This is a genomic window from Sphingobacterium wenxiniae (genome assembly GCF_900116225.1).
Classification (GTDB): domain Bacteria; phylum Bacteroidota; class Bacteroidia; order Sphingobacteriales; family Sphingobacteriaceae; genus Sphingobacterium; species Sphingobacterium wenxiniae.
This window is the reverse complement of record NZ_FOZZ01000002.1, coordinates 181623-198434: the sequence shown is the minus strand read 5'-3', so window position 1 is coordinate 198434 and position 16812 is coordinate 181623. Positions and strand designations below refer to the sequence as shown.

The window sequence follows — 16812 nt, the reverse complement described above, 5'->3', positions numbered from 1 at the left end:
TTTTCTAAAAAAATCTTAACAAAAAAAGCCGTCTCTCTTTTCAGAGAGACGGCTTTCCGTGAGCCTCCTATCGGGATCGAACCAATGACCTACTGATTACAAGTCAGTTGCTCTACCAGCTGAGCTAAGGAGGCTTTAAATGGTACTTTGCTGTATCACTGCTGCAAATATCAGAAGTTCCGCTATTTTTCACAAGTATTTCTATCACTTTTATCGCTATACGAAAAGTAAACATTTGAAAATCAAAAAGAAAAAAAAGCAATACACACCATTAAACAACAAATAAAAACGTCATTTTGGCATTTAATTTTATTTTTAAGCGACAAAATTTCCGAAATCATTCTAAAAATCAAAAAGGCATTTAGTTTGTTACATAGTTATTGTAAAACAAAAGCATATCTATTAAAAGCAACATATATGAATTTTAACAACTATACAATCAAAGCCCAGGAGGCCATTCAGAAAGCTTCTGAAATAGCCGTGGGCAACCAGCAGCAGGCGATTGAGCCCGCACATATATTAAAAGCCCTGCTTACTGTTGATGAGAACGTTATCAGCCATTTGTTAAAGAAACTGAACGTGAACATCAACCTGTTGAGCAGCGAGGTTGACAAACAAATTGAAGCGCTTCCCAAAGTAAGCGGCAGTAATGTTTACATCGGCAACGCTACGGCTTCCGTATTGCAAAAAGCGCAAAGCTACCTGAAAGAGTTTAACGACGAATTTGTTTCGATCGAACACCTGCTTTTAGGTCTTTTATCCGCAAGCGACAAAACCGCTACCCTACTAAAAGATCAGGGTGTGAACGAAAAAGATTTAAAAGCAGCTATCAAAGAGCTTCGCGGCAACAACCGGGTAACCGATCAGAATGCAGAAGCCACCTATAACGCTTTGGGGAAATACGCGCGCAACTTAAATGAATTTGCCGAATCCGGAAAATTAGACCCGGTAATCGGGCGTGACGAAGAAATCCGTCGCGTAATGCAGATTCTCTCACGTCGCACCAAAAACAACCCTATCTTAGTTGGGGAGCCAGGCGTGGGTAAAACAGCAATTGCCGAAGGGATTGCACATCGCATCATCAAGGGTGATGCGCCGGAAAACCTAAAATCTAAAACGGTATTTTCCTTAGATATGGGCGCGCTTATCGCCGGAGCCAAATACAAAGGTGAGTTTGAAGAGCGATTGAAAGCCGTGGTCAAAGAAGTATCCGACAGCGATGGCGAAATCATTCTATTTATCGATGAAATCCACACCCTGGTCGGTGCCGGTGGCGGCGAAGGCGCTATGGACGCAGCCAATATCTTAAAACCCGCCTTGGCAAGAGGCGAATTACGTGCTATAGGTGCAACAACTTTGAATGAGTACCAGAAATACTTTGAAAAGGACAAAGCCCTGGAACGCCGCTTCCAGAAAGTCATGGTGGATGAACCGGACACACAGGATGCGATTTCGATTCTCCGTGGACTGAAAGAACGTTATGAAACACACCACAAGGTACGTATTCTTGACGAATCCATTATCGCTGCAGTAGAGTTATCACAACGCTATATCACGGATCGTTTTCTACCGGATAAAGCCATTGACTTGATCGATGAAGCAGCTTCCAAGCTCCGTTTGGAGATGGACTCCGTACCGGAAGCCGTCGATGAGCTGGACCGCCGCATTATGCAATTGGAAATCGAACGTGAAGCTATCAAACGTGAAAACGACGACAAAAAAGTCGCTGAGCTGACCGAAACCATTGCCAACTTATCCAACGAACGTGATTCGTTGAAAGCGGCATGGCAATCGGAGAAAAGCTTAGTAGACAGGGTCAATCAGGAAATCCAACATATAGAAGATTACAAGCTCGAAGCCGAGCAAGCTGAGCGTGCCGGAGATTATGGCAAAGTAGCCGAATTACGCTACGGCAAAATCAAAGAGGCACAAGACAACGTAGAAAAGCTGAAAGCCGAGCTAGCTGAACAGCAGGAAAGCAGCCGCATGCTGAAAGAGGAAGTAACTTCAGAAGACATTGCAGATGTGGTATCCCGCTGGACAGGCATTCCGGTCAGCAAAATGGTACAATCTGAACGCGAAAAGCTGCTAAATCTGGAAGAAGAGCTACACAAACGTGTTGCAGGGCAAGAAGAGGCTATTGAAGCAATTTCTGACGCAATACGCCGTTCACGCGCAGGTTTGAGCGATGCAAAACGTCCGATAGGTTCATTCATTTTCTTAGGAACTACGGGAGTGGGTAAAACAGAGCTGGCGAAAGCCTTGGCCGAATTCCTGTTTGATGACGAACAAGCTTTAGTACGCATAGATATGTCTGAATACCAAGAACGCCATGCGGTTTCGCGCCTAATCGGAGCGCCTCCGGGTTATGTTGGCTACGATGAAGGTGGACAATTAACGGAAGCTGTAAGACGCAGACCTTATTCCGTGGTGCTATTGGACGAGATAGAAAAAGCGCACCCGGATGTATTCAACATCTTGTTGCAGGTATTGGACGATGGACACTTGACCGACAACAAAGGTCGTGTGGTCAACTTTAAAAATACAATCATCATCATGACTTCCAACACCGGCTCGCATATCATTCAGGAGAATTTTTCTCAGCTGACGGATGCAAATAAAGAGGAGGTTCTAGCCAAAACGAAAGATGAAGTATTCGATCTTTTACAGAAATCGATTCGTCCTGAGTTCCTGAACCGTATCGATGAGGTCATTATGTTCACTCCGCTTAGCCGTGAGGAAATCGGTGATATTGTGCGCATGCAATTCCGACACGTAGCAAAACAGTTAGCTGAACAAAACATCTTTATCAGCGCTACCGACGAGGCACTAGACTGGCTAGCGCAGTTAGGTTATGATCCTATATACGGAGCGAGACCACTTAAACGGGTGATCCAAAAACGCATCCTCAACGAGCTCTCTAAAGAGATTCTTTCTGGAAAAATCTCAAGGGATGCTGTCATACAACTGGATGCTTTTGATGGACAGTTTGTCTTCCTCAACAAGGATCAGGAATAAAAATAAAGGGGGTGGCAAAGCCACCCCTCTATTTTTCATAAAACTCCAAAGGTAAACCATCCGGATCGGTCGTAAAGAAAAAACGCTTCCCTGTTCCCTCATCTACCCGAATTTCTTCAACCGACACATCCAACGACAACAACTCATTCCGCACAACTTCCACATCCTTCACTGCAAAAGCCAAGTGTCTTAACCCTGTGGCTTCCGGGAAAGAGAGTCTTTCAGGAGGATTCGGGAAAGAAAAAAGCTCAATTATATATTGACCGCTCAGCGCCAAATCAGCTTTATACGAATCCCTTTCTTCCCGGTAGGTTTCCACAAGTAGCTTAAATCCCAGAACTTCAGTATAAAAAGATAAGGACTTACGATAATCACTACAAATAATTGCAATATGATGAACACGGAGAATATTAATCATTACAGCAACTGAAAAAGATCCTGAACTCCTAAAAGTTTACGGGCAGTAAACCCTTCCGCATATTTCACCTGAATACTTCGTCCCAATTCCGATGCTCTTCCTTTCGTGGATTCCATAAAATCCGGATTAGAAATATAAGTCTGTGGCTCGGAATCATCCTCGGTGTTGAACTGCGTTGTATACGCCAAGATAGAACGTTCTTTAATATCCCAATAGTCCGTAATATCCAAAATAATATCGGGTTGTATATATTTATCCTGAATCAGCTGCAATTGCAAACGCGGACGAAAAGCTTCCTGTACACCATGTTCATCCGTCGTTTCGATTCTCCTCAAACCACTTAGAAACAAAGCATCATTGACCAATTTACTCGCTCTGCCATGGTCAGGATGACGATCGTCTAATGCATTCGTGATTACAATTTCGGGTTGATACTTACGGATACAACGAATAATAGCCAACTGACTGGTTTCATCGTTCTGGAAAAAACCATCACGCAGATCCAGGTTGTCCCGCACCTGCACGCCTAATATCTCAGCCGCTCTGGCTGCCTCGGCTTTTCTGGTTTCCGCCGTACCACGTGTACCCAATTCTCCACGGGTTAAATCCACGATACCGACTGATTTTCCTTCAGCTACATATTTTGCTATCGCCCCCCCCGCTCCAAGCTCTGCATCATCAGGGTGAACAGTAATCACCATCAAATCCAATTTCATATCCTGTAATTTTTATGTGCAAAGATATGAATTACTTATTTTTCTTTCTTCTAAAAGCCAAGATGTGTCAGAGCAAAAGCATCATATTTTTATGTTTAAAACAAATGGAGGGTTAATTTTGACAACTGCCGATTCTTCCCATCGCACAGTCTTTCCGTCCCTCGCCGGGACAAAGCTGAACGGAGGGAGTTGAATGAAGACAGATTTCTCCTGTTGTCGGAATGACAAAACAGAGCAACGGAATATCTTATTCAGCCAATAATTGTTCAATTTTTGCTCCAACACGCTGGGCAGACGGACTAGTCGTGCTGTAGAAGTAATCGACCACCTCGCCTTTTTTATTCACGAGGTATTTATGAAAATTCCAACGAGGTTTGGAATTGATGTGACCATTCAATGTTTTATCGGAAAGGTAACGATACAGCGGGTCGCAATAATCACCCACGACATGTATACGTTTGAATACAGGGAAAGTTACCTGCTGTTGGATACGGCAGAAGGTCTCCAGTTGCAACCCCGTCATAGGTTCCTGGCCACGAAAATCATTGGAAGGAAAAGCTAGGATTTCAAAACCCTGATCCTTATACTTCTGGTATAACTTCTCCAGAGATTGAAATTGCTTAGTAAAGAAACAGCGGCTCGCTGTATTGACGATCAGTAAGACCTTACCAGAATAGTCTTGCAACGATTTTTTCCCACCCTTAAATTGTAAAGCTTGAAAATCATAAACCGTTGGCATAATCCCCCTTTTCTTTTTGATTAGTAATTGTATAAATTCTTGATAGGCCTTACCCTTTCATAACTGCGTATAATATTCTCTATTTCGTAATCTTCCTGCGCATTGTATGTAGACTTTAGGTTGTGTCCAAAAACCTTAGCAACAGATTGGTAAACAAAAGCTGAAACACCACCTTTCATGTTTTTCACCAGTTCGTAACTTGTGCTTCCTGTCTGTCTTTCGATTAATTTTATTAAAATCTTTCCTTGGGACACAGTGAGATTTTTAATTTCAGCGTTAAATTTGGCTTTTATCTCATCCTCACAGACTTTTATCAATCTCTTTTCTTCCCGACGTGAAGAAACCATCGCTAGCTCCCTGTCCAACTGTTCATAGCGCTTCTGCGCATAAATTGCATAAGGCAATACACGCAGCACATTCCGCTCCAATCTAAGATAGTTTAACCTATCCTGCTCGGTTTTAAATGTTCGTTTCGCAGTAATAACGATTTCCTGTATGACAAACCAAGGCACAATCTCTCCATCCTCCAACCTATCGGTCGAGTAGCGATCGATAACCCTTCCTTCTCCTTCCCCATAATGTGGCACCTGCAATGCCTGCCCTTTTGTATAAAAAGGAAGCATACAGCACAACAATAAACCTAATCCTAACAGCCTAATCATCCGAAAAGCAAAAAATCCTATCCTGTTTTTAAATCTACCAAATTTTCACTACATTTATTTTATGGTTTCCACCGAATGTTTAACTTTAGGCGGAATCGTTAATAAAAATACAAAAAATATTTAATAAGCAATTTTTTAATACTTGTTTATGGAAGATTATGTGATTGACATTGAAGCGGAAAACAAGGAAATCAGGAAGAGATATCGGGCCTTGCTGCGTGCATGTAAGCCTACGTTGCAACGCGGAGACAAACAAGAAATCCGTAAGGCTTTCGACCTGGCCTTGGAAATGCATAAAGACATGCGCCGCAAGTCGGGCGAGCCTTACATATATCATCCCATTGCGGTAGCACAGATTGCTGCCGAGGAAATAGGCTTGGGTACAACTTCTATCGTCTGTGCCCTGTTGCATGACGTTGTAGAGGACACATCCATTACCTTACAGGAAATAGAAACACAATTCGGCAAGAAAGTAGCACGGATCATCGATGGGTTGACAAAGATATCAGGTATATTCGATCCGAACAGTTCCATGCAAGCGGAAAATTTCCGTAAGATGTTACTCACTTTAGCAGATGACGTACGTGTGATCTTAATCAAGTTGGCGGATCGATTGCATAATATGCGTACCATGGAATTTATGGCTCGCCATAAACAACTCAAGATCGCTTCCGAGACGAGTTATCTCTATGCACCACTCGCTCATCGATTGGGTTTGTACGCCATTAAATCGGAATTGGAAGACCTTTCCATGAAATACACCGATCCTGACACGTATAAATTCATCGCTAAGAAACTTAACGAGAAAAAGACCGAACGCGAAAAATTCATCGAAGACTTCATCAAGCCTGTCGAAGAAATACTGGAAGAGCAGGATATAAAAGCCGATGTTTTCGGGCGTCCGAAGTCCATACATTCCATCTGGAATAAGATGCGCAAAAAATCGATTCCTTTTGAAGAAGTCTATGATTTGTTTGCTATTCGCGTCATTATAGACACGCCTGCAGAAAGAGAAAAAACGGAATGTTGGAAAGTCTATTCCATTATAACGGATTTATACCGTCCGAACCCCGATCGTTTGCGTGACTGGGTATCTTCTCCGAAAGGCAACGGTTACGAATCGCTACATACCACGGTAATGGGGCCCCGAGGGCAATGGGTAGAAGTACAAATCCGTACTAAGCGCATGAACGAGATTGCAGAGAAAGGTTTTGCGGCACACTGGAAATACAAGGAGTCCAATTCCGACAGCGGGCTGGATCAATGGATTCAAAAAGTACGCAGTCTTTTGAGCAATTCGGAACAAAGCGCATTGGATTTTGTGGATGACTTCAAGATGAACCTTTTCTCGGATGAAATATTCATCTTTACCCCGAAAGGTACGTTAGTACAGTTGCCAAACGGTGCCACTGCATTGGACTTTGCATTCGAAATCCATACCGATATTGGGGCAACCTGTATCGGTGCGAAAGTCAACCATAAACTTGTGCCGCTAAGCCACCCTTTGCAAAACGGCGATCAGGTAGAAATAATTACATCCAGCAAGCAAGTTCCGAAGGAAGACTGGTTGAATTTTGTAGTAACCGCCAAAGCAAAATCCAAAATCCGATCTTCACTAAAAGAAGAAAAGCGACGAGTAGCAGAAGATGGGAAGGAAATTTTGGAAAGGAAGCTTAAGTCATTAAAAATAACGTACAACACGGATAACATCAACAAAATTGCCAACTACTTTAAGTATCCCAGCTCACAGGAGTTGTTTTACAATGTAGCAAAAGGTGTTATCGACGTAAAAAACCTTCGGGAATATGTAGCCAGTGAAAAGACACCGGAGCAACATCATAATCAGTTCAGCTCCCACGTGTCTGGACTCGTTGAGAAAATCAATAAAAAAGATCTAGACACGATCCTGATTGGTGACGATTTGCAAAAGGTAGATTACACCTTAGCCCCTTGCTGTAACCCGATTCCGGGAGATGACATTTTTGGTTTCTTGACTGTAAATGATGGCATTAAAATACACCGCACGAGCTGTCCAAACGCTTCAAAACTCATGGCGAACTATGGTTACCGTATTTTGAAAGCACAATGGGCATCTTCTCAAGTAGACGCAGCATTCCTAACAGGGTTACGTATTGTTGGTATTGATGACGTAGGACTGATTAATAAAATTACACATATTATTTCCCAAGAGTTTAAAGTCAATATACGTTCATTGAGCATTTCGTCCAATGAAGGGATATTTGAAGGAAATATTATGGTTTTTGTCAACAACACAGGGCAATTGGATAACTTGATGAAAAGTCTAAAAGATATCAGTGGCATCACAGGGGTGACCCGTTATGAAGCTGAAAATTAATGCTGATTTCGGCTTATGTACAAAACATCGTTTTTTAAAAAGTAAATTGGTAAATTTGTAGGGTATTACTATCATGTATAATGAATCAAGGTGAAAACTACCAAACGGTAAAAAAAATATTCGAAGCTTACTTAGAAAACAAAAATCTAAGGAAAACCCCCGAGCGTTACGCCATTCTGGAAGAGATTTACTCCCGTTCAGACCATTTTGATGTGGAGTCGCTGTACATCCACATGAAAAATAAGAAATACCGCGTAAGCCGCGCAACGGTGTATAATACTTTAGAACTTCTGGTTTCTTGCGATCTGGTTACCAAGCATCAGTTTGGCCGCAATATGGCGCAGTTTGAAAAGTCTTATGGCTATAAACAACATGACCACGTTATCTGTATCGAGTGCAACAAGGTCGTGGAATTCTGTGATCCACGCATCAATCAGATACAAAGTCTGATGGGCGATCTGCTTAAATTCGACATCAAGCACCATTCTTTAAACTTATACGGTGTCTGCGAAGACTGTCAAAAGAAAAATGCGGAAGAGTCCGAAGAAAAAAGCAAAGCTTCTGTAATTTCAAATTAATGTGGTAATCGAAAATTATTGTATTACCTTTGTTCAGAAAAGACTGGTCTATCCCACCTTTTCTGAACTTTATGTTTTACAGAGTTTTGAACGTTTCAAATAATTTTAAATCTCAATATTTCAAATATTATGCAAGTTGATGTGCTTCTGGGCCTGCAATGGGGCGATGAGGGTAAAGGAAAAATCGTGGACGTTTTTTGTCCGAAATATGATTTAATCGCTCGCTTTCAAGGCGGTCCCAATGCTGGACATACATTGGAGTTTGACAATAAAAAATTTGTGTTGAACACCATCCCTTCCGGAATTTTCAACGAAGGTACGCTGAACCTTATCGGTGGCGGTGTGGTTATCGATCCGATTATCTTAAAACGGGAATTGGACAACCTACGCACGGCTGGGTTTGATCCTGTTGGCAAAGGCTCTTTGGTCTTAGCACGCAAAGCACATTTGATCCTCCCTACACATCAGCTATTGGATGCCGCTTCGGAATCCAAAATGGGTGCAGGCAAAATCGGTTCAACATTAAAAGGTATCGGTCCTACATACATGGACAAAACTGGGCGTAATGGTCTCCGCGTAGGTGATACTACCCTGCCCGACTTCATGGAACGATATGAAAAGTTGAAAGCTAAACATTTAGAAATCCTTTCACATTACGGCGAAATTCCTGATTTCTCAGAGAAAGAGACGGCTTTCTTAGCTGCCATCGAATTCATCAAGAGCATTCCACACGTAGACGCTGAACACCTTGTAAACAGTTATCTTAAAGAAGGTAAAAAAGTACTTGCCGAAGGAGCACAAGGTACATTATTGGATGTGGATTTCGGTTCTTACCCTTTCGTAACCTCTTCCAATACCACTACTGCGGGAGCATGTACAGGGTTGGGTGTAGCACCTAATAAAATCGGTGCCGTTTATGGTATCTTCAAAGCTTACGCTACACGCGTAGGGGGCGGTCCTTTTCCTACGGAGTTGGAAGACGAAACTGGCGAAGAACTACGCAAACTTGGTCATGAATTCGGTGCGACAACAGGTCGTGCACGCCGTACAGGTTGGATTGACATTCCGGCATTGAAGTATGCGATCATGCTGAATGGTGTAACGGAATTAATCATGATGAAAGCTGACGTATTGGATACTTTTGAAACCATAAAAGTATGTACCCACTACAAGCACAATGGTGAAACCATTGATTATATGCCTTACGAAATCATTACCAACAAGGCAGAACCTGTGTTGGAGGAAGTAGAAGGTTGGAATCAGGATATTACAGGCATCCGTACAAAAGATGAAATTCCTGCTGCATTGCAGAATTACATCGCTTACTTAGAGAAAGCTTTGGAAGTGCCTATCAAATATTTATCTGTTGGTCCAGATCGCGTTCAGACAATTGAATTGTAATTGTTCATGGCAACAGCCGTTTTTCAGGTTGACATACAACTATTCAAAAGAAAAGCTCTACAATGGGCACAACAATTTGAGGAAGTTTGTTTCTTTCAATCCAATGGTTATGCCGATGAATACAGCCAAATAGATAGCTTACTTGCCGTACAGGCTACAGCATGCTTTACAGCTTTCGAGGGACAGGTCTTTCAAGACTTGGAAAAATTTAGAGCCAAGCATCCACATTGTTGGATGCCTGGCTTTCTTAGTTATGATCTCAAGAATGAGATAGAAGAGCTGACAACTTCCTCCCCAAACCGCTTAGGATTTCCAGAAGCTTATTTTTTTATTCCAGCTGTGATTATCTCCTTTCGAAGAGATCAAGTAGAAATACAGGGCTTACAGCCCGAGACCATCTACAATAGTATTTTTTCTACGGAATTTCCCACTGAACCTTCTTTGTCTAGTCTAAATATTGAAGTTCGGAAACGTATGTCTAAAGAGGCCTATATCGAGGCCTTTAACCAGATGATACAACATATCCAACAGGGCGACATTTATGAGGTCAACCTTTGTCAGGAATTCTATGCGGAAAAGGTATCCCTTTCTCCTTTAGCGGTATATGAAAGATTAAATAAAGTTTCACCTACACCTTTTTCCTGTTTCTTCAAGATTAGCGATAAATATATTCTTTCAGCCTCTCCCGAACGTTTTTTAGCCAAACGTGAACAGACCTTAATCTCCCAGCCCATCAAAGGTACAGCCCCACGTGGGAAAACAACCTTGGAGGACAAACATATTATCGATGCGCTGAAAAATAATCCCAAAGAAATCGCAGAAAATGTCATGATTGTGGATTTGGTCCGTAATGATTTGACACGTAGCGCAGTAGAAGGTTCTGTAAAAGCCGACAGACGACTGGAGGTGCATACTTTTGAGCAGGTACATCAGTTGATTTCTACCGTCACTTGCAAAAAAAATCCTACAATTTCTGACATAACAGCTATCCGACAGACATTCCCTGCAGGTTCAATGACAGGTGCACCAAAAATCAGCGCCATGAAATTATGTGATTGCTATGAAAATAGCAGACGTGGCGTATACGCTGGTACAGTTGGCTATTTCGATCCTTTGGGTAATTTTGATTTCAACGTAGTTATCCGCTCTTTGCTATACAACAGTACAAACCGTTATCTTTCTTTCCATACAGGTGGCGCTATTACCATTGATGCTGATGCAGAAAAAGAATATGCAGAATGTTTATTGAAAGCCAGTGCGATTTTAAAAACTTTGGATGCTAAGCTTTTGGAATAATTATTCCAAGTTCAGAATCTCAATATAATTACTACGGTTCATATCTGTATTGAAGAGAATCTGCCGCTGAAAGTCTTTGGTAGAAAGTTCCACAACACCCGTATTGGGCGGTATCCGACCAACATTTTCCGCTCTGAACAACAATTGATTAACACCTTTTTTCAAGGTTATTTCTATAAAGCGCGGCTGATGCCGCACTTCCATATTTTCTAACAGTGGCTTTCCGTTTAAGTGAATCGTAATCAAGTCACCATCCTCCTGTTGTGCATCCCATATTTTCAGTAGCACCTTATTTTCAGAAGACTGCAACCTACCAATAAGAAAATTATCCCTATCTCCATCCTTAAGCACCTTTTGAGTTTGCTGGACTTTGTTTTCTTCCAACTTTGGCTTCTCATAGATAAAATGCGCAACCATAGCCGTAGCATATACATTCGACCGATGTGTAAAATCAAAAGAATATTGAGGTTCATCTCCTCCATCTGTGTAGATCAGAAAATTTGCTGTATTAGGCGGTAGATCACCATAATTTTCGGCAAAGAACGCAAAGTAATTATTGCCCTCCTCCAAAGTTATATCATCCAGAAACATGGTCTCACCCACGGGCAATTTATCGACAATGATCTTACCATTATGCACAATAGTAACCGTATCTTTATCAAATTTCTCTTCATCAAGCACTGAAATTCGCAGTTCCGGCCTGTTGACTTTTATCGGGTCATAAATACCATAATAAATTTCTTCTGACCCCAATATTTCCTTTTCCCTTGGATGTTTCTCCTTAATCTTGTTCTTCCGTTCTAAAGTAATAGGGACTTGATAGAGAAAGTCTCTCAGAAAAGTTTTAGGATGTGTAAACAGTTCATCATCGTACAACCCATCCATAAAAATCCCAAATCGGTCTATCCAAAGACGTTGCAATATCAATTTTTCACTTTGCTCATCTAGCTCAAAATGACCATTTAGATACATCATCCAAGATTTTAACGGAAATGGCTTCTCCAGGATAGGATATTTATTACGGGCGATCCCCAATTGATTATCATCTTTTTTAATCAACAAAAAATCATATTCACCTTCAAACAAATGGTTAGACAATCGCAGAATTGTTGGATAAACCATTCCTTGAATCGGTTCATAAATAGCAAGTTCCATTTTTATAGCGGGAATATGTGGCCAAGGCTTATATTGCACTTCCCACTTACCCGGAAAATTGTCTTGTGCAGAAAGGTTATGCAACATGCATAACAGAAGGATCGTCCACAGTGCTTTCGTAAATTTGATCATATTGGAATATGAAATAAATAGTTACAAGATATTGAAAATACCCCAATTAAGTAATGTTCCTGCTCCGTACTTTTGCAAAAAATTACATTCTATCTCCTCTACAAAACAGCTCTTTAGGGCCGAGAACTTCATTTTATATGATGCACAATCAAATTGCATATAAAAATGAAATTATTTAGGTTTGTGTATGTCAACGCCTTACATCAATATCCATACCCATAGTTATCAGGAGAATACAACTGAGGTGTTTTCATTACCGAATATTATTATCGCCAAGGATTATCTTATTCCGCAACCTTGTTCATTAGGTATACACCCTTGGTATATTCATTTCAATTATAAGGAACAAGAGGATATTCTTTACACCTATGCTAAACGCAGCAATGTATGGGCAATCGGAGAATGTGGTTTAGACAAACTTACAGATAGCGACTTTTCCCTCCAGAAAGAGATCTTCCGTATACAGATTAAGGTGGCAAACCAACTGAAAAAGCCATTAATTATTCATTGTGTCCGCGCATATCAAGAGTGTTTTCGCATACTTCAGGAAGAGCGTGTACAAGTTCCGGTTATCTTTCATGGTTTTGACAAAAACATAGCCCTTGCCTATCAGATCTATCGACAAGGTTATTATATCAGTTTAGGTTCTGCCCTCTTGAAAGGGCAAAAAGACGATCTTATCATCGACTTCCCCTGGAACAAAATTTTCTTGGAAACAGATGATAAATCTATCAATATAGTAGATATTTATATGTATTTTTGCCGCGTTCGAAAAACAGAGCTTCCTCTGTTGAAAGAACAACTTTATCAGAATTTTATACATGTATTTAATTATCCGCTAAAGGAAGAATGAAAGATTTATCTTGGTTATCGAGAACAGAAGCATTAACCGGTCGCGAGGCCTTGGAAAAATTGGTTAACTCGCATGTGATGATATTGGGTTTAGGGGGTGTAGGCTCTTATGCCGCTGAATTTATCTGTCGTGCCGGGGTTGGAAAGATGACCATTATCGATGGTGATACCGTCGACCCAACCAACCGCAACAGGCAATTGCCTGCCTTGGCAACCAACCATGGCGTAGCTAAAGCACAAATCATGAAAGAACGTCTTTTAGCAATCAATCCCGAGTTGGAACTCAATGTTATTCAAGATTTCATTATACCGGAAAAGATCCCTTCCTTATTGGAGCTGCAACCTGATTATTGCGTAGAAGCCATTGATAGTATCACACCAAAATTATTTTTTATCCGACTGGCCATAGATGCTAAGATTCCTTTCGTCAGTTCAATGGGTGCTGGTGGTAAAGTTGATCCAACGAAAATACAGATTGCTGATATCAGCAAATCCTATAACTGTAAACTGGCGCAACATATACGTAAGAAATTACGAAAACACGGCATCCGTCAAGGGGTTAAAGTTGCTTTCTCAACTGAACTTCCAGACAAGAACTCCTTGCTCTATACAGATGGCAGTAACTTCAAGAAATCAGCGTATGGTACTATGTCCTATTTACCTGCTGCATTCGGCGGAGCAATTGCTTCTGTTGCCATACGGGATTTGATGGGGATGAAAGTTAAATCCTAGGAATTGGGCACTTAAACCAAATGTTCGGTATAGCTTATCTGACGGATACTTTTTTCCAAACTTTCTTTTTCTGTTTCGGGAAGCTGTTTCAACTGTTTTACCGCCTCTTGTATTTCTTTAAGCTGTGACAATGTCCGTATACCGGCAACGGCAGAAGCCACTACCCCACTATCCAGCACATAAGCCAGCAGCACACTGCTTTTACTAAGTCCTAAAGACAAGGCTGTCTTTTCTACGGCCTTCTTGGCATGGAGAACCTCACTGGAGGTGAACTGCAAATATTTGTCTGCAGGTTTATCCAATAACAATCCTTGTGTCAGAGCCCCTCGGGCTATTACTGAAATCTCTTTTTCTTGCAACAAAGGAAAAACCATTTCAGTTCTTCTGTCCAATAAGCTATATTGCATCATCACGCTGCTGATGTTTGATCGTTCGGCATACGCTTGAATCACATTCGGACGGATGGAAGAAATGCCGTAATAGCGTATTTTTCCTTCTTTTACTAACTGTTCAAAAGCATCGATAATTTCATCGATAGGATCATCGATAGTACCACCATGCAATTGATACAAGTCGATATAATCCGTTTGCAGACGAGAAAGAGAGCTTTCTACCGTTTTGATAATATAGGGCCTCGAAGCTCTCCAATCCCATGTACTACCATCTGAACGCCATTGGTTGCCAACCTTTGTGGCTAGCACAACATCTTTACGTACTGCAGCTAGTGCCTGTCCGACCATACTTTCGTTGACACCGCGTTCATATAAATCGGCTGTATCAAAATAATTGATGCCTATTGCATGCGCTTGATGGATAATATCCACATTGAGCTTGGTTATGCCACCTTTCAACGACATTGTACCTAGACTCACTTGTGAAACCTTTAATTCCGATTTTCCTAATGTATTATATGTCAAGCTCATCTGCATATATTAAATCCAGAATTCTTCCTTATTGAATTTTTTGCATCTTAATAGGTTCGTCTGCGGGCATATTACCACTGGTCTCACCTCCGGTCTTATTAACCCCCAACAATTCAATTTCAAATACCAACGCACTATATGGCGGAATATTCGCTCCGGCACCGCGTTCGCCATATCCCAACTCCGAGGGGATATAAAACTTATATTTCGATCCCACCGACATCAACGGAATACCCATCTGCCAACCTTTGATCACTCGATTCAAGTCTAACTGCGTAGACTGACCTCTTTTGTAAGAACTATCAAACTCCTTTCCGTTAGCCAAGGTACCGAGGTAATGCACGTCCACCTCATCGTTCGCTGTCGGTTTCTCACCCGTTCCTTCCCGAATAACTTCATAATACAAGCCGCCTTGGAAATGCTTGATATTCGGATTTTGTTTTATCTTCTCAAAAAAAGTCGTTTCTTCACTCTTCAACTTTGCTGTCCGCTGTTCAGCAGCCGAATTAAACGCATCGCGAAGAATACGCATACGCTCCTCTTCACCCAAAAGGCTTTCTCCACCCTTTAAGCTTGCTTCCAATCCTTTCAAAAAACTGCTACTTTCGATTGCTATGCCCGAGCTTGACAGGGATTTGCCCACGTCGATACCTAAAGCATAAGATACCGTGTCTTGATTATTTTTTAATTCCTGGGCATTTAACGTTCCTTGCTGTGCAAAAAGCAACAGACCAAACCCTGCTATCCATTTTATATTCTTCATGAACTGTGTTTTTCTACGATTTTAGTTATAATATCTTTTGTAACATCCGGATAATCCACCTTTACCTTGTTTTTGCTATTTAACCACGATTCGATAGCGTAGTCGTATTTTTTCTTCAGGCTGTGGATAACTGGAACACCCATCAATTCCAATGCAGCCGCATTGAGGTGTTGCTCATACTGGTTCTTCATCGGGATGACCAATAACTTCTTCCCTAAATACAATGCTTCTGCCGGCGTCTCAAACCCTGCTCCGCAAAGCACTCCTGCTGAGGTTGCCATGCTACGAATAAAGGTATCACTCTGAATGGGATTAATGGACACATTCTTCAGTGTGAAGGGCTTTTTATTATGCTTGGAATAGACATCCCATTGTATATCCGGAAATTTCGACAGATTTTTGAGCAGATGGGCATCATCATACGAAGGCAAATACACCGTGTAATGTCCCTTATCCTCCGGTTCCAGTTCCCGAATAGACTGCCGAATGACCGGGGTAAAGATGTTGTCGTTATAAGATTTGAAATGGAAGCCGTATGAGATACTGGCCGGTGCATAATTTTTCATGATAAATTTGCCCAACATATCAGTTTCATCCGGTTTCGGACTGGAAGCATCCAGCGCACCAATCTGATGGCTCAGTCCTATACAAGCAATCTCCTTTGTTTGGCAAGCCCATGCTGAAATAGGCTCAAAATCATTGATAATCAAATCATAATTTTCGACTGGCAAACTATTGATTTCCTGTATAAACTTACGCACCGTGGAACTCATAAACGTTCGCCATAAGTCTACTCCACCCGATTTTCCAAAAATAAAACTCAAACCATGCAAACGGTATTTTACCTCGAAAGGAAGTGGAATATCAGCTTGAATGCCACTGACCAACACATCTACCTCAGCCAATTCCTGCAAGACAGGAATAATATCCATGGCCCGGCATAAATGCCCATTACCTGTACCCTGTACAGCGTACAATATCCTCATACAGCACTATTTTTTTGCGTGACCAAAGTACTAATTTTATAGCGAATATTACAGAAGTTTTAGAAACTTCGCAAGGTAAACGGAT

The 16812-nt window shown here is 41.4% G+C and carries 15 protein-coding genes and 1 tRNA gene; 7 read left to right on the top strand and 9 right to left on the bottom strand.

All coding sequences use genetic code 11. The annotated features are described in order from the left end of the window. Window positions 1-61: 61 nt before the first annotated feature. Window positions 62-134, bottom strand: a tRNA-Thr gene (locus BM375_RS03190). 283 nt (window positions 135-417) lie between these two features. Between BM375_RS03190 and clpB the strand changes: the two genes are divergently transcribed. Next, the gene (clpB, locus tag BM375_RS03185; protein WP_093363734.1) at window positions 418-3018 is read left to right on the top strand and encodes an ATP-dependent chaperone ClpB; all 2601 of its coding nucleotides are present in this window, start codon (window positions 418-420) and stop codon (window positions 3016-3018) included. 28 nt (window positions 3019-3046) lie between these two features. Here the strand turns inward: clpB and gloA2 are convergent, their stop codons facing one another. The 4 genes from gloA2 to BM375_RS03165 form a co-directional block, all read right to left on the bottom strand. Next, a complete protein-coding gene (gene gloA2 / locus BM375_RS03180) occupies window positions 3047-3436 on the bottom strand; it encodes an SMU1112c/YaeR family gloxylase I-like metalloprotein (RefSeq protein ID WP_093363733.1) in 390 nt (129 codons plus the stop codon). Further along, window positions 3436-4152: a bacillithiol biosynthesis deacetylase BshB1 gene (gene bshB1 / locus BM375_RS03175; RefSeq protein ID WP_093363732.1), complete on the bottom strand. Its 717-nt coding sequence runs from the start codon at window positions 4150-4152 to the stop codon at window positions 3436-3438. The genes gloA2 and bshB1 overlap by 1 nt, the downstream gene beginning before the upstream one ends. 247 nt (window positions 4153-4399) lie before the next feature. Beyond that, window positions 4400-4891 carry a glutathione peroxidase gene (locus BM375_RS03170; RefSeq protein ID WP_093363731.1) on the bottom strand — a complete coding sequence of 164 codons (492 nt, stop codon included), beginning with the start codon at window positions 4889-4891 and terminating at the stop codon, window positions 4400-4402. A gap of 20 nt (window positions 4892-4911) precedes the next feature. Beyond that, window positions 4912-5553: a DUF4294 domain-containing protein gene (locus tag BM375_RS03165; RefSeq protein ID WP_093363730.1), complete on the bottom strand. Its 642-nt coding sequence runs from the start codon at window positions 5551-5553 to the stop codon at window positions 4912-4914. A gap of 148 nt (window positions 5554-5701) precedes the next feature. On the opposite strand from BM375_RS03165, the gene BM375_RS03160 reads away from it, so the two are divergent. The 4 genes from BM375_RS03160 (at window position 5702) to BM375_RS03145 (ending at window position 11184) form a co-directional block, all read left to right on the top strand. Further along, on the top strand, window positions 5702-7909 hold the full coding sequence (locus tag BM375_RS03160) for a RelA/SpoT family protein (RefSeq protein ID WP_093363729.1): 2208 nt from the start codon (window positions 5702-5704) through the stop codon (window positions 7907-7909). 80 nt (window positions 7910-7989) lie between these two features. Further along, entirely contained in the window at window positions 7990-8487 is a 498-nt protein-coding gene (locus tag BM375_RS03155) for a Fur family transcriptional regulator (protein WP_093363728.1), read from the top strand. A gap of 129 nt (window positions 8488-8616) precedes the next feature. Next, complete coding sequence (locus BM375_RS03150; protein ID WP_093363727.1) at window positions 8617-9888, top strand: adenylosuccinate synthase; 1272 nt, start codon at window positions 8617-8619, stop codon at window positions 9886-9888. Between the two features lie 6 nt (window positions 9889-9894). Then, entirely contained in the window at window positions 9895-11184 is a 1290-nt protein-coding gene (locus BM375_RS03145) for an anthranilate synthase component I family protein (protein WP_093363726.1), read from the top strand. On the opposite strand, the gene BM375_RS03140 is transcribed toward BM375_RS03145, so the two are convergent. Continuing rightward, window positions 11185-12471 (bottom strand): hypothetical protein, encoded by a 1287-nt coding sequence (locus BM375_RS03140; RefSeq protein ID WP_093363725.1) that lies wholly within the window; start codon window positions 12469-12471, stop codon window positions 11185-11187. It abuts the gene before it with no gap. 187 nt (window positions 12472-12658) lie between these two features. Here BM375_RS03140 and BM375_RS03135 point away from each other — a divergent pair, with 187 nt between their 5' ends. Together BM375_RS03135 and BM375_RS03130 are read left to right on the top strand one after the other, a co-directional pair. Beyond that, window positions 12659-13324, top strand: coding sequence for a TatD family hydrolase (locus BM375_RS03135; RefSeq protein ID WP_093363724.1), 666 nt, complete (start codon window positions 12659-12661; stop codon window positions 13322-13324). Continuing rightward, entirely contained in the window at window positions 13321-14055 is a 735-nt protein-coding gene (locus BM375_RS03130; RefSeq protein WP_093363723.1) for a tRNA threonylcarbamoyladenosine dehydratase, read from the top strand. Before BM375_RS03135 ends, BM375_RS03130 begins: the two co-directional genes overlap by 4 nt. A gap of 11 nt (window positions 14056-14066) precedes the next feature. On the opposite strand, the gene BM375_RS03125 is transcribed toward BM375_RS03130, so the two are convergent. From BM375_RS03125 to BM375_RS03115, 3 genes are read right to left on the bottom strand one after another with little or no spacing between them, the layout of a single operon-like run. Beyond that, window positions 14067-14978, bottom strand: coding sequence for an aldo/keto reductase (locus tag BM375_RS03125; protein ID WP_244525803.1), 912 nt, complete (start codon window positions 14976-14978; stop codon window positions 14067-14069). Between the two features lie 28 nt (window positions 14979-15006). Continuing rightward, window positions 15007-15741, bottom strand: coding sequence for a BamJ family beta-barrel-assembly machinery protein (locus BM375_RS03120; RefSeq protein WP_093363722.1), 735 nt, complete (start codon window positions 15739-15741; stop codon window positions 15007-15009). After that, on the bottom strand, window positions 15738-16727 hold the full coding sequence (locus BM375_RS03115) for a glycosyltransferase family protein (RefSeq protein ID WP_093363721.1): 990 nt from the start codon (window positions 16725-16727) through the stop codon (window positions 15738-15740). The genes BM375_RS03120 and BM375_RS03115 overlap by 4 nt, the downstream gene beginning before the upstream one ends. Window positions 16728-16812: the final 85 nt, after the last annotated feature.

Excerpts from the sequence above, each read along its gene's own strand:
- gloA2 (WP_093363733.1), bottom strand. The coding sequence starts at position 3,436 with ATGATTAATATTCTCCGTGTTCATCATATTGCAATTATTTGTAGTGAT.
- BM375_RS03120 (WP_093363722.1), bottom strand. The coding sequence starts at position 15,741 with ATGAAGAATATAAAATGGATAGCAGGGTTTGGTCTGTTGCTTTTTGCA.
- BM375_RS03165 (WP_093363730.1), bottom strand. The coding sequence starts at position 5,553 with ATGATTAGGCTGTTAGGATTAGGTTTATTGTTGTGCTGTATGCTTCCT.
- BM375_RS03130 (WP_093363723.1), top strand. The coding sequence starts at position 13,321 with ATGAAAGATTTATCTTGGTTATCGAGAACAGAAGCATTAACCGGTCGC.
- BM375_RS03150 (WP_093363727.1), top strand. The coding sequence starts at position 8,617 with ATGCAAGTTGATGTGCTTCTGGGCCTGCAATGGGGCGATGAGGGTAAA.
- clpB (WP_093363734.1), top strand. The coding sequence starts at position 418 with ATGAATTTTAACAACTATACAATCAAAGCCCAGGAGGCCATTCAGAAA.
- BM375_RS03160 (WP_093363729.1), top strand. The coding sequence starts at position 5,702 with ATGGAAGATTATGTGATTGACATTGAAGCGGAAAACAAGGAAATCAGG.
- BM375_RS03145 (WP_093363726.1), top strand. The coding sequence starts at position 9,895 with ATGGCAACAGCCGTTTTTCAGGTTGACATACAACTATTCAAAAGAAAA.
- bshB1 (WP_093363732.1), bottom strand. The coding sequence starts at position 4,152 with ATGAAATTGGATTTGATGGTGATTACTGTTCACCCTGATGATGCAGAG.
- BM375_RS03135 (WP_093363724.1), top strand. The coding sequence starts at position 12,659 with ATGTCAACGCCTTACATCAATATCCATACCCATAGTTATCAGGAGAAT.
- BM375_RS03140 (WP_093363725.1), bottom strand. The coding sequence starts at position 12,471 with ATGATCAAATTTACGAAAGCACTGTGGACGATCCTTCTGTTATGCATG.
- BM375_RS03115 (WP_093363721.1), bottom strand. The coding sequence starts at position 16,727 with ATGAGGATATTGTACGCTGTACAGGGTACAGGTAATGGGCATTTATGC.
- BM375_RS03155 (WP_093363728.1), top strand. The coding sequence starts at position 7,990 with ATGAATCAAGGTGAAAACTACCAAACGGTAAAAAAAATATTCGAAGCT.
- BM375_RS03170 (WP_093363731.1), bottom strand. The coding sequence starts at position 4,891 with ATGCCAACGGTTTATGATTTTCAAGCTTTACAATTTAAGGGTGGGAAA.
- BM375_RS03125 (WP_244525803.1), bottom strand. The coding sequence starts at position 14,978 with ATGAGCTTGACATATAATACATTAGGAAAATCGGAATTAAAGGTTTCA.